Source organism: Roseiconus lacunae, assembly GCF_008312935.1.
GTDB lineage: Bacteria > Planctomycetota > Planctomycetia > Pirellulales > Pirellulaceae > Stieleria > Stieleria lacunae.
Map to the genome: position 1 here is coordinate 1,585,630 of NZ_VSZO01000001.1, position 12,325 is coordinate 1,597,954.

Consider the following 12,325-nt stretch of genomic DNA (forward strand, 5'->3'; position numbering starts at 1 on the left):
TACCTAAGAACGATTGTCTCAAAATCGATGCGGAAACCCTAGAGCGAATGCATTGGCTGAAAGTTGCGTTCTTCGTAGTAAGCTGGACACAGCGTCATCGGCTCTCGGGCGCAGTAGGCAATCCTTCAAGGATTAGTTCTCAACAAAATCTCCATCTGGTACCAGAGCAATGTCGTCCGATTCGGCCCCGCCGTCTGATTCTATCGTCGCTGATCAGCGACCGCGGCTGGCGATCACCGTCGGCGACGTCGCAGGGGTCGGCCCGGAGCTGGCACTCAAGTGTGCCACCGATGCGTCAGTCTTGCGACGGTGCCGTCCCATTCTAATCGGACCAGGGCCGGCGCTGACGGAAGTCGCCACGGAACTTAAGCTGCCGTTGCCGCCGACAGTGACGCTCGGGCAGCTCACGATGGGCGATTCGACTGGCGACTGGAAGGCGTCAGGGGCGGCGATTTTAGAGTGTGGCGACGTTCCTGTTGATTCGCTACGGCCGGGAGAATTCTCGGCGGCAACGGGGCGAGCTTCGTTTGCCGCCGTCGAGTTGGCGATTGAGCAGACAATGGCAGGTGTGTTTGATTCGATCGTGACTTGTCCGATTCAGAAAGAAGCGTGGCACGCCGCAGGAACGGGCTACTTGGGGCACACCGAGCTATTAGCCGATAAAACCGGAACGAAGGAATTTTGCATGATGCTATCCGGCGAGGCATGTTCGACCGTTCTGGCGACGATCCATCTTCCGCTGGCCGATGCGATCGCGGGGCTATCAATCGAACAGATCACCCGCGCGATCCGGTTGGGCGGATTGGCGATGGAGAAACGGCACGGTCGACCCCCGCGTGTGACGGTTTTGGGGCTCAATCCACATGCCGGTGAAGGCGGGTTGCTCAGCCATGGCGAAGAAGAGCGGATCGTTCAACCCGCGATCGACGAAATCCGGCAATGGCTTCGATCAGCAAGCAAGGATTGGGTCGTCACCGGGCCGGTCCCGCCGGATACCGCCTTTACGCCGGCGATGCGAAACGCCACCGACGTCCATGTGTGTCTGTATCATGACCAAGGCCTGATTCCACTGAAGGCATTGTCGTTTGACGATGCGGTGAACGTCACGTTGGGGCTACCGATTGTTCGAACCAGCGTCGATCATGGGACCGCAATGGACTTGGCTTGGAAAGGGATCGCGAGTTCGGGAAGCTTGCGTTCGGCGATCGCGATGGCGAACGATTTGGGACCCACAAAGGCTGGACTGGCAAGAAATCGGCATCACGAATAGCATGCTCCATCGAGCATTGAATTGCCATGAGACCAGCAAAGCGCACTCAGTAAAGCGACCATCAACACAGTGAACCGAGTAGTGACGTCGAATCGATTGATGACATCGATCGAGTTTGTTGCGCTGCTTGCGTTGTTCTTTGCTTACGCGGGCGATCTGCCCCCGGCCGTTAACGAAGCTCACTACTTGGTCAAAGCGAAGAACTTTTGGGATCCCGCATTTGCGTCGACCGATCTATTCGCCGCTTCAGGGAAAGCGCACACGACGTTTTACCTCACGTTCGGCTGGTTGACCCAGTTCCTTTCACTCGAAGCGAGCGCCTGGGTCGGTCGAGTGATTGGCTGGTCACTTGTCGCATTGGGGTTACTGCGGTGTTGTCGGCAACTGTCTCTGCCGACGTTCTCATGCGTTGCCGTTGCGATCCTTTGGTTGATCGGGATCAGTCATGGCAACTTGGCCGGCGAATGGGTCGTCGGTGGGATCGAGGGGAAAGTTCCCGCGTATGGCTGTGGGTTGATCGGAATCTCGTTTGCAATGCAGCGGCGCTGGTCGGTCGCTTGGGTTTGGTACGGGATCGCCTCGGCGTTTCACGTCTTAACCGGAGGCTGGCTGGTGATCGCGACGATGATCGCATTTGCGGCGACCGAGTTTCGAAGTCCGCGGAATGATCGAGCGGCCTTCTGGACACTGGGATTATGGATCGGAGGTGCGATTGCGTTGGCGGGGTTGGTCCCGGCACTGCAATTGACGATGGAAGCGACAGCCGAGCAACGAAACCTCGCGGCGCGAATTTACAGTTACGTACGTATCCGTCACCACCTATTGCCGAGTGACTTTCCGCCCCATTGGTTTATTCGTCACGGCGTACTGATTGCGACGATGTTGGGGCTGTTTCTCTTGACGCCAGCGACGGCGATTCGAAAGCGACTGGTTTGGATCGGCATCGGCGCGACCTGCATCACGGTGATCGGGTTGTTGGTAGGTTTCCTGCCGACCGTTGCCCCCGATCTGGCTGCGAAACTGCTGCGTTATTATTGGTTCCGACTTGGCGATGCGATCGTCCCGTTGGTGATCGCGTTGTCGCTGGCTGAGTTGCTCTTCGCCAAAGATCGAGAAACACCTCAGGCTGTCTCGGCTTCTCGGTTGCGATCCTACGTCCGGGTCATGGCTGCATCGTTGCTGGTGATCGGTGCGGTGTTATTCGCGGCGGCATGTGTCGAACGAATTCGTATCGGCGTACCACCGTCGGCCAGTCATCGCTTGCTGGGGTTTGATCCCGATGCATCGCCACAACAGCAACAGCAAGTTTTTCGCGATTGGGTTGCCGTTTGCGATTGGGCAAGGACGTCGACGCCGGTCAGCGAAATTTTCTTGACGCCTCGGCACCAGCAGACGTTCAAGTGGTATGCCGGTCGGGGCGAAGTCGTCAATTGGAAAGACGTGCCTCAGGATGCGACGTCATTGATCGAGTGGCTCGAACGTTTCGAAGACGTCTTTCCCAAGCATGTCGGCGCGGTCTCGTTGGGCTCGATGCGAGTACCGATCAATTATGCGAAGCTCAGACGCTATCGTGAGCGATACGGTGTGCGTTTGATGATTGTGGACAATCGGATCGCCAGCTCGATCCCGCTGGCAAAGATCTACCCTGTCGGCAATCAGCAGAATCGAACCTACAGCGTTTACGAACTGCCGAACTGATCCGGCAATGATCGATTGAGAAAATAAATGAGTGTCCGTGCATGAGCCAACAACGAAGACACCAATTTGTGCCGCGTGAAGATATCGATTAAGTGACTTGCGGTTCGTTGCAACTCGCACAGTGTAACGCGCCGAGTCCCCAGATCAGTTCCCGGCAATTGACGGAGACGACTTCGATCATTGGTGATTGAAGGCGTGCAATAGAAGTCAGGGTTTCGGTCGCATGGTCATCCGAGGGTTGGTGTCCAAAGGCCGGAACAAGCAACGCGTCGGGGCCAAGTCGTAGGAAGTTACAGTAGCTTTCGGGCACCCGGGTGCCGTCAACCATGCGCGGCGGCGGTGTCGGCAGACGGTGGACGGTGACATTCGGTGTCGTTCGTTGACCCCACTCGGTGAGCTGCTCGAAGTTAGCTTCTAAGCCGTCGTAGTTGGGGTCACTGGGGTCGGTCGCAACGGCCACGACTAGGTTGGTGGCATCGATGAAGCGTGCTAATTGGTCGATATGACCATCGGTGTCGTCGCCTTGCAAAGCCCCGCCGTCGACCCAAACGACTTCACGAGCGCCGCACAATTGCTCGAGCATGGCGACCGCCTGTTCACGCACGAGACCGGGGTTGCGGGTGTCGGTGATCAAGCAATCGGTTGTCGTCAGTAGTCGGCCGGTGCCGTCCCATTCGAGTGCGCCGCCTTCGACGCAAAGGCCGCCGTCGACACGCTGCCAATTAGCCGCGTCGATGATGCTTGCTGTCGCCGCGTTGTCGAGGTTCCAGGGCGGGTACTTTCCGCCCCAGGAATTGAACGTCCAGTCAATCGCTTGGCGCTCAGCAGCATTGTTTGATTCGGAGTCGCCGACGACAAAAGTCGGGCCATAGTCGCGAATCCAGCAATCGTTCGTGGGGATTTCAAACCAGGTGACGCGATACCGCTGGCCGGGCAGGTTAAACCGATCCGGTACGGCGGATGCTTTCAGTTCTGGCGAGCCGATGAGATGAACGTCAGTGAACCGAACGGCCGCTTGGATGAACGCGGCAAACCGATCGGGGATTTCGTCGAAGTGCCCGGGCCAGGTGTCTGGATTATGAGGCCATGCGAGCCAGAGTGCCCGCAGCGGTTCCCATTCGGCGGGAACGCGTTTTCCGGCCGACGGCAACGTGAAAGTCATGTCGACGCGAGCCTATTCGGGCTTGATCTCTTCTTTCACTTTCTGAACGAAGTGGGGCGACTTTCCACCCTTGCTGAGTTCCTTGGCACGTTTGTCGGCTTCGCCCTTTTTGTCGAAGTCAAAGACGGCGACGCGCTTCAAGTTCTGGCTGAAAACCCCCCAATAAAGCCGCATGCGGACTTGGTCGGCTGCCTTGGATCGCTTGCTGGATTTTTTCTTTTTCGACGCGAGTGCTTTTTCGGCAGCTTCTGCTTCGGCTGCTTTTTCGGCTCGGCTGACGACCTTACGGGCCATGGACGGATAGCGGGCTTGGGAGTTGGGAATCAGTGAAAATCGTTCCGTAGCGTAGCAGTTAGGCGGGAAGGTGGCCACGGGGGAAACGTCAAGTTTTACGGCCTTGCCACTCGGTAGGAGGGGTGCGGGTGAAGTTCGTCACCACCCGCATGGGCTATCTTGTAAAATGATCGCTACCCGCGGACGCAATTGTCGCGTATGCTTGCCGGATATCAGGAGTATTCCGCGCTGGCGCGGTGTACCGGATGATTCGTGTCAAGCATGCGAATCGTCACAGTCGGGGCACCGAATTACGCCTTCAAAGTCGTAAATATGTGTCGGCGAGTGGTTCTGTCGACGATGAGTCGTTAGTCGGCGGGGCGTCCGCCGGACAACTTGTCGACGTCCAAACGCTGGCGGGCTAATTCCGTCTGTTGGCAATCTCGTCGGCAGGCGGAGCGTGGAGTCGAAAACAATCGATCGGAGAGAAGCAACGATGCAGGTAAGTGTCTCGGCACGCCACGGTAACCTTCAGCCGGGTGACCAAGAGTTAATTGAAGAAAAGGCCACGAAACTGAGGCGATTGTACGACCGGATCAATGCGATCGAAGTGACGGTGGATCTGGAACACAGCGATAAACCTGTCGTCGAAATTCAAGTCTCGATCGAGCATGCCGGAGAGTGCGTGTCCCACGCGGACGCCAGCACCGTGATCGCAGCTCTGGATATGGCGATCCCAAAAGTGGAGCAGCAGCTTCGCCGGGTCAAAGAGAAGAAGACCGGTCATCGAGCCACCGGACACAAACACATCGAGGCCCCCACGCCAGACGAAGCCGAGTCCTGAACGGGACGTGAGCTTGGTCTCCGTGTGGGGAAGTACCACCCACTTAAAGCATAAATCCAACACCCATGAAGTTTGCAGATTTCATTTCGACCTCGTCGATCAAAGCCGAACTCCAGGCGAAGACTAAAGAGCAAGCGATCGAAGAGCTTGTCGGAAGTCTACTGGAGGCGGGCGAGATCGACGCCGATCAGCGTGAAGATATCATCGCCGCGATCATGAAACGCGAAGAGTTGGGATCAACCGGTATCGGCCGCGGCGTCGCCGTCCCGCATACCAAGCACCCCAGCGTTCAAAAATTGGTCGGAACGGTTGGCGTCAGCGAAGAAGGCGTTGATTTCGATTCGCTTGACGGCGAACGTGTTCAGCTGTTCTTCCTGTTGATCAGCCCTCCCGAACGCCCCGGCGATCACCTTCGCGCCTTGGAAAATATTTCACGCCAGCTTCGCGACGAAACGTTCTGTCGTTTCCTCAAACAAAGCAAAACAGCCGACGATATTTCCCAGCTATTGCAAGAAGCCGACGACAATCAATTTGCCACCGGTTGAATCCCTCGTCGGTAAATTTGCCGGCCGGTCCGATTCGACCGGCGGGCGACCTTTTTGTTATCTCCGAAACCTTTTCGTCCCACGCACGTTGTTCTGATCCATCGCATGTCCAAGGCGCTTAGCCGAAACGTCGTAGTTCGCAACCCTCAAGGTCTGCACGCGCGCCCCGCCGATATGCTTGTTCGGATGGCTAATCAATTCACCTCGAATATTTTGATTAGTCGTGGTGGCGAATCGGTCGATTGCAAAAGCATCCTGTCATTGCTCACGCTCGGCGCCGCCTGCGGAACCGAGCTTGTACTGCATGTCGAAGGGGACGACGCCGATGTCGCGATCGATTCCATCGAACAGCTTTTTGTTCGCGGGTTTGATGAAATGGGCGACGAGGAAGTCGCCGACCAATCGGGGGTCGATGAGCAATCGCTCCATTGATGCCTCGAACGCGAGAGCCGCCCGAGCAATCACTCGCTGCCACCACTCGCCGCAAGTGACCGCAATTTGATGGGCTCTGCAATTAAAAAAAAAACAGAAAAACGATCGAGAGACAGCTCAGTGACTCATACGGCGTAACGCGAATGATCGCGATGCCGGAGTCCGAACCGAACAAGACAAGACGTAGAAGACAATTTTGTTGATTAGGCTCAAACTTCCCATCTGAGCCGCCCGCCGACATCCGAGTCGGCTCCGTTGTTAAACACAATCCGTACACACATTTATTCGATGGATCGGTCCAACTTGCTAAGGCTCGATGGCTGTCAGTCACGAGGCCGATGCACATGATTATCGCCCGCCACCGCACCCGATTGGCGCCGACGAACGGTCGCCCAATCGGCATGCCCTCGCCCCTCCTGATAGACCGCGTGTCTGACGGTTTCGGGGACGGGAGCGCTGCGTCGGCACTCGCGAGTTTGTTGTATCAGCCGCGTCGTCAACCTCGGCCACGTCCGGCATGTGACCACCGAATCATCGACCCACGATGGTCGAACTGCAAGGCATCCCCGTTTCACCAGGGGTCGCGATCGGCCCAGCCTTAGTGCTGGACGCTGCCGGTTATCGAATCCCTCGGACCCTGCTCGCCGCCGATGAGGTGGACGCGGAATTTGCGCGATTGCGCGAGGCGGTTGATCAAGTTTCTACCGGGCTCGAAGCGAATCGCCTCGAAACCTCAGCGGTCGCCGGTGAACACACCGGGGACATTTTCGCTGCGCAGCTCCAAATGCTGCATGACCCCCGTTTGCAAGCCGAACTGCGCCGCCGAATTCGCGAAGAGCGCCAGTCGGCCGCCTATGCCGTCAGTCGCGTCCTGCACAATTATGCCGCCGCAATTCGTCGTGTTGATAGCCCGTTGCTAGCCGACCGGGCCGACGATGTTTTGGATATCGAAAAGCAACTCTTGATGTGCCTGGGCGCCGTCAGTGCTGGCCCGTTGTCGGATTTGTCCGAACCGGTCATTGTGCTTTCGCATGTGCTCACGCCCAGCGAAACGGCCAACCTTGATCGTCAGTACGTCCGAGCCTTTTGTACCGAAACCGGTGGCCCGGGCGGACACACCGCAATCGTAGCCAAAGGTCTCGAATTGCCCGCTGTTGTTGGGATCGGCAGCTTTCTCGATCAAGTCGGCGATCACTGTAACGTCATCGTCGACGGCGACCGTGGCAAGGTGATCATCAATCCCGACGCCGAAACGATCGCCTACTACCGCAAGAAACTCAAAGACCGACGCTCGCTAACGGCACGCCTTTCGGAACTTCGTGATTTACCCGCTGAAACCATAGACGGTACGCCGGTTCGACTGAGCGCGAACATCGAATTCCCGCATGAAACGGCGACCTGCATCGAGCGTGGTGCTGACGGTGTTGGTTTATACCGCACCGAGTTTTTGTATCTGTCCAGCCACGAAGAACCGAGTGAAGAAGATCACTACCAGGCCTACAGCCGAGTGATTCGCGAGATGGACGGCCGACCCGTTGTCATCCGCACGCTGGATTTGGGGGCGGACAAGATGGGGCATCGTCCGCTGGCAGAACATGAACACAACCCGTTCTTGGGTTTGCGAAGTATCCGGCTGTCGCTGCGAAATTTGGATCTCTTCCGGCCCCAGTTGCGCGCCATCCTGCGAGCGGCGATTCATGGTGACGTGCGGGTGATGTTTCCGCTGATCACAACGCTGGCCGAATATCGGCAGGCTAGGATGCTGCTCAATGTCGTCGCCGAAGACTTAGTCGAATCCGGCATTCCCCACCGCAGCAACATTCCCGTCGGCATGATGGTCGAAGTCCCTGCCGCGGTGATGATGCTCGAGCGATTTGCCCAAGAAGTCGACTTCCTTTCGATCGGCACGAACGATTTAGCCCAGTACACCCTGGCGGTTGACCGAAGTAATGAGAACGTCGCCGAGCTTTATCAATCAAGCGATCCGGCGGTCCTGCGTCTTATCGCGCGATGTGTCGAAGTTGCTGCCCAGTTTGACAAACCGCTTTCGATCTGTGGTGAGATGAGCAGCAACCCCGCCCGCGCCTTGTTGTTGCTGGGGATGGGGGTTCGGCATTTAAGCGTGCCCCCATCGTCGTTGCTGCGAGTTAAAAAAGCGATCCGGTCCGTTTCGATCGATCAGTGCATTGAAATTGCCGATCGAGTGATGCAGTTGGAAGCGGCCCGCGACGTCGACCTTTATCTCTTGGATCGACTCGGTGAATACGTTCCCGAGCTGATCGTTACCTAATCCAAATTTGATGTCCTCTTCTGAATCGAATTCCCAAGACCAGACCTCGCCCGCCGAGTCGCCGCAACCGCCGGCGCCACTGCGATTGCGATATCGAATTCGATTTGCCAAGACAGGTTTGTTGCGTTGGACCAGCCATCGTGACCTTGCGCGTTTGTGGGAGCGATTGCTTCGTCGTGCGCAGTTGCAACTCTCGATGACCGAAGGCTTTCACCCCAAGCCACGGATTAGTTTTCCGTCCGCACTTGCCTTGGGTATCAGCGGGAAAGACGAGGTCGTCGAACTCGACTTAGCCGAACATCTCGAAGCCGGCGACCTACTGGCGCGTTTGCGAAGCGACCATCAGCCCGGGCTGGAAATTAAAAGTGTCCAGTTCATGCCGGCCGGATCGGGCAAGGCCAAGCTCAAACGAACCGACTACGTCATCTCTCGCCCCGATCCGGATCTAGGCGACATCGATGTCGATGAGGCGGCGATCGAAGCTCGGATCGACGCCTTTCTAAAACAAGAATCCGTCACGGTGACTCGCAAGAAGAAGCCGTTGACCGTTCAAGTCTCTGAACAAGTGTTGTCGCTGACGTTCGGCGAGAACCTCGAACTTTCGTTGGCCGCATCTGATGCGGCCACGCTGAAGCCGACCGACGTGTTAGACCTGATCGGACTTTCCGATTGGATCGCCGCCGGTTCGCAAATCATTCGAACAGAGGTGGTCTTGGCTTCCGAAGTCACGCCCACCGATCCCAATACATTCGCATCTGCACACAACACGCCCCAAGCAGGCGATCACACCGAAGAGGTGCTTCAATGAAACGAGAAATGTTGATGAACGTGCTCCAGCCTGAGGAGAGCCGCATCGCGATTCTGCACGACGGAAAACTCGAAGAGCTGTACGTCGAACGAAAAAGTGTCGAAGCCTACGCCGGAAACATCTATCGCGGAAAAATTGTCAATTTAGAGCCCGCGATCCAAGCCGCCTTCGTGGACTTTGGTGTCGGCCGCAACGGGTTCTTGCACATCAGCGACGTCGAACCGCAATACTTTCGTCAGGGCGGTTACGACCCGGAAGAAATCAAACGCGAATCAGACGAGATGGCGGAAGCGGCGGCCAAACGGGCTCGCGAGTCCGGCCGTGGTTCCAAGCGAGCCTTCAAAGGGGGGCGCCCCCGCATCAAGCCTCCGATCCAAGAGATCTTTAAACGGGGCGACGAAGTTCTCGTTCAGGTGATCAAAGAAGGCATCGGTACGAAAGGCCCGACCCTCAGTACCTACATTTCGATTCCCGGACGTTATCTTGTCCTCATGCCTGCCCTCGAACGTGTCGGTGTCAGCCGCAAGATCGAGGACGAAGACGATCGCAAGCGTTTGCGTCGCTGCCTGCTATCGCTCAATCCACCCAAGGGTTTGGGCTTCATCGTTCGTACCGCCGGTGCCGGTCGCAGCGAGAAAGAACTCGGCCGTGACATGGATTACCTGATCCGGCTCTGGAAAACCATCGTCCGGCGAGTCAAAAGCGGCAGCGGCCCGGGGGTGCTTTACGAAGAAAGCGACCTGATCATCAAAACGATCCGCGACATCTACAGCGACGACATTGATCACATCATGATCGATGAAAAACAGTCGTACGAGAACGCTCGCGAATTCTTGAAAATGGTGATGCCACGGGTCGTCGATCGTCTGAAACTGTACGAAGGCCCCGAACCGCTGTTCCATCGCTACAAACTGGAACGCGAAATCATCAAGATCCATCAACGCCAAGTCAAACTGCCCAACGGCGGTTCGATCGTCATCGATCCCACCGAGGCCTTGGTCGCGATCGACGTCAACAGTGGAAACTTCCGCGGTGGCGAAGAGTCGGCCGAGGAAAACGCGTTTCGGCTGAACTTGGCCGCCGCCAAAGAAATCGCCCGGCAGCTGCGTCTTCGCGACCTTGGCGGTGTGATCGTCAATGACTTTATCGACATGCGAAAGGAGAGCCATCGGCGCAAGGTCGAACGGGCACTTCGTGATGCGATGAAGAACGACCGGGCGCGAACAAAGATTTTACGTACCAGCCCGTTCGGACTGGTCGAAATGACCCGGCAACGAATCCGTCCAAGTCTGAAGCGAAGTATCTACAAAGACTGTCCCTGCTGTGAAGGGCGTGGTCTGGTCAAGACGGCCGAAAGCATGTCGATCGAAGTCGTTCGGATGCTCGCCCTCGCGGTCAAGAACGAACACATCCAACGGGTCACCATCCGCGTCAACGACACCGTCGCCGCACATCTGAACAACCAAAAACGCCGTAGCGTGATGGAGATGGAAGACGCCGGGAAAATGACCGTGCAAATCCTTGGAAGCGAAGGCTTGTACCCCGAGCACCTGGAAATGGACTGCCGTGACGCCCAGGGCGAACGAGTCGAAATCGATTCCTAGGTCGTCACAAGCGTTCCTTTCGCGTCCTGAACACTTCAAAAACCCCGTGATCCACGGGGTTTTCTTTTGCGCCGATGTTCCACCAAGCTTCAACCAGCCGCGGATTTCACCAAAGAGTAGGAGGCAAATCAGAACGCCCCCATCCCCGATGCAAAGGTCCGATACTTGGTCACCTGCATCTGGCGCACCGCGTGCTGCCCTGAAGTCCCCGCATCAAGCCCATCTTCGGCACTGTCTAACAAACTCAGGAGTTGCATGTATGCACCTTCTGCACCTCGCAAAGCTGCGCGCCACCGAAGCGTTCGACGTCGCTTCAATCTTCACGTGGGACGAAGCAACCGAAGCGAGTTTGGACTCCGCACAACTCGCGTCGGTATCCGGAAAAGCCCACGGCTACTCCGGTATCGGCCACCGGAGTGTCGAATGTTGCCTCGGTCTCCAGGACCGAGGTCGTTTCAGTCAAGGTGCTTGATGGTGAAGTTTGTCCAACCGGCCGTAGCTAGACGTGGTGATGTCTGAGCGTGGTACACGCCTTTAAATGCGTCATTTCCGTAGCGAGTCGACTTGTCCTTTAGACAGCTTTCGCACATTAAAGAACCAGCTAGCTTTACTCGGTGCTGACCTCGTTAAATTCTTCCTCATCCAAGGCCATCGACGTTCCGAACTCCAGCCTGGACCTGGACGAAAGAACTTTGACAACGGCTACCTTCGCCGTCGTCGGCCGAAGACACTGACCACTCCGGGGAGTGCCCAAACTACAGCACTCGCCGGTTCGGGAATTACGTTGGAGAATGCAACAACTTCGACCCTGGCGGTTAAGTCGGAACCGCTCGCGGTTGGGAAAAACGGGGTGATCCTCACATCGAAGGCATCTCCCGCGACGGGTGCGAGGGGACCTAGGGTGGTCAATTGCAACCGCGCAAACAACTTCACGGTGCCCGCAGACAGCGATACAGGAACAGGTGTGACCACACCGTCGGCGAAACTGATTGTGGTGTTCAGTAATGGCGGTGCCGGCATGAACTCCAGGCCAGTAACCTGATTCACGCTCACGCCGTCAAAAACGTACTCCGTGGTGCCAAGCGGCGGCACCTTCGTCGGGGCGAATTCGAGTCTCCTACCTGACGTGTTTGTCGGTGCAGGCAAAATCGCCGAGGAAGATCCAAACCCGGCGATAAAGTCAAGCGAGTCAGACTCGATCGTGAAGTCGACGAAACCCGTGCCGCCTTGTTGAATCGTCGTGTCTACGCCTTTGATGATCAGTCCCGCCTCGGCGGCTGTGGCTGACACTAAAAGAAGAAGCGTAGCAAGTACCGTACTTCGTAGATTCATCAGAACGTTCCCGGAGTCGTTGCCGTCAGAATAGGTGGACATAGTGTAATCGTCAGGGGACGCCGAT

At 56.8% G+C, this 12,325-nt stretch carries 13 protein-coding genes; 9 read left to right on the forward strand and 4 right to left on the reverse strand.

Annotated features, from left to right (window positions below; translation table 11 throughout):
• The first annotated feature begins 169 nt into the window (after positions 1 to 169).
• Positions 170 to 1,270 (forward strand): 4-hydroxythreonine-4-phosphate dehydrogenase PdxA, encoded by a 1,101-nt coding sequence (gene pdxA, locus FYC48_RS05980; RefSeq protein ID WP_149495669.1) that lies wholly within the window; start codon positions 170 to 172, stop codon positions 1,268 to 1,270.
• A 99-nt stretch (positions 1,271 to 1,369) separates the two neighbouring features.
• Positions 1,370 to 2,968 (forward strand): DUF6798 domain-containing protein, encoded by a 1,599-nt coding sequence (locus FYC48_RS05985; protein ID WP_149495670.1) that lies wholly within the window; start codon positions 1,370 to 1,372, stop codon positions 2,966 to 2,968.
• An 88-nt stretch (positions 2,969 to 3,056) separates the two neighbouring features.
• Here the strand turns inward: FYC48_RS05985 and FYC48_RS05990 are convergent, their stop codons facing one another.
• Positions 3,057 to 4,130, reverse strand: coding sequence for an agmatine deiminase family protein (locus FYC48_RS05990; protein ID WP_149495671.1), 1,074 nt, complete (start codon positions 4,128 to 4,130; stop codon positions 3,057 to 3,059).
• A gap of 12 nt (positions 4,131 to 4,142) precedes the next feature.
• Complete coding sequence (locus tag FYC48_RS05995; protein ID WP_149495672.1) at positions 4,143 to 4,424, reverse strand: hypothetical protein; 282 nt, start codon at positions 4,422 to 4,424, stop codon at positions 4,143 to 4,145.
• A gap of 475 nt (positions 4,425 to 4,899) precedes the next feature.
• Between FYC48_RS05995 and hpf the strand changes: the two genes are divergently transcribed.
• From hpf to FYC48_RS06025, 6 genes are all read left to right on the forward strand, one after another.
• On the forward strand, positions 4,900 to 5,247 hold the full coding sequence (gene hpf, locus FYC48_RS06000) for a ribosome hibernation-promoting factor, HPF/YfiA family (protein ID WP_149495673.1): 348 nt from the start codon (positions 4,900 to 4,902) through the stop codon (positions 5,245 to 5,247).
• Between the two features lie 65 nt (positions 5,248 to 5,312).
• The gene (locus tag FYC48_RS06005) at positions 5,313 to 5,792 is read left to right on the forward strand and encodes a PTS sugar transporter subunit IIA (protein WP_149495674.1); all 480 of its coding nucleotides are present in this window, start codon (positions 5,313 to 5,315) and stop codon (positions 5,790 to 5,792) included.
• 105 nt (positions 5,793 to 5,897) lie between these two features.
• Positions 5,898 to 6,224 (forward strand): HPr family phosphocarrier protein, encoded by a 327-nt coding sequence (locus tag FYC48_RS06010; RefSeq protein ID WP_149495675.1) that lies wholly within the window; start codon positions 5,898 to 5,900, stop codon positions 6,222 to 6,224.
• Positions 6,225 to 6,768: 544 nt separating this feature from the next.
• The gene (ptsP, locus tag FYC48_RS06015) at positions 6,769 to 8,514 is read left to right on the forward strand and encodes a phosphoenolpyruvate--protein phosphotransferase (RefSeq protein WP_149495676.1); all 1,746 of its coding nucleotides are present in this window, start codon (positions 6,769 to 6,771) and stop codon (positions 8,512 to 8,514) included.
• Between the two features lie 10 nt (positions 8,515 to 8,524).
• Positions 8,525 to 9,322, forward strand: coding sequence for a TIGR03936 family radical SAM-associated protein (locus tag FYC48_RS06020; RefSeq protein WP_149495677.1), 798 nt, complete (start codon positions 8,525 to 8,527; stop codon positions 9,320 to 9,322).
• Positions 9,319 to 10,926, forward strand: coding sequence for an Rne/Rng family ribonuclease (locus FYC48_RS06025; protein ID WP_149495678.1), 1,608 nt, complete (start codon positions 9,319 to 9,321; stop codon positions 10,924 to 10,926). The genes FYC48_RS06020 and FYC48_RS06025 overlap by 4 nt, the downstream gene beginning before the upstream one ends.
• Before the next feature lie 128 nt (positions 10,927 to 11,054).
• On the opposite strand, the gene FYC48_RS28605 is transcribed toward FYC48_RS06025, so the two are convergent.
• Positions 11,055 to 11,183 (reverse strand): hypothetical protein, encoded by a 129-nt coding sequence (locus tag FYC48_RS28605; RefSeq protein ID WP_261345058.1) that lies wholly within the window; start codon positions 11,181 to 11,183, stop codon positions 11,055 to 11,057.
• Positions 11,184 to 11,185: 2 nt separating this feature from the next.
• Between FYC48_RS28605 and FYC48_RS06030 the strand changes: the two genes are divergently transcribed.
• The gene (locus FYC48_RS06030) at positions 11,186 to 11,398 is read left to right on the forward strand and encodes a hypothetical protein (protein WP_149495679.1); all 213 of its coding nucleotides are present in this window, start codon (positions 11,186 to 11,188) and stop codon (positions 11,396 to 11,398) included.
• A gap of 230 nt (positions 11,399 to 11,628) precedes the next feature.
• Here FYC48_RS06030 and FYC48_RS06035 read toward each other — a convergent pair whose 3' ends face one another.
• The gene (locus tag FYC48_RS06035) at positions 11,629 to 12,300 is read right to left on the reverse strand and encodes a hypothetical protein (RefSeq protein ID WP_149495680.1); all 672 of its coding nucleotides are present in this window, start codon (positions 12,298 to 12,300) and stop codon (positions 11,629 to 11,631) included.
• Between the last annotated feature and the right edge of the window lie 25 nt (positions 12,301 to 12,325).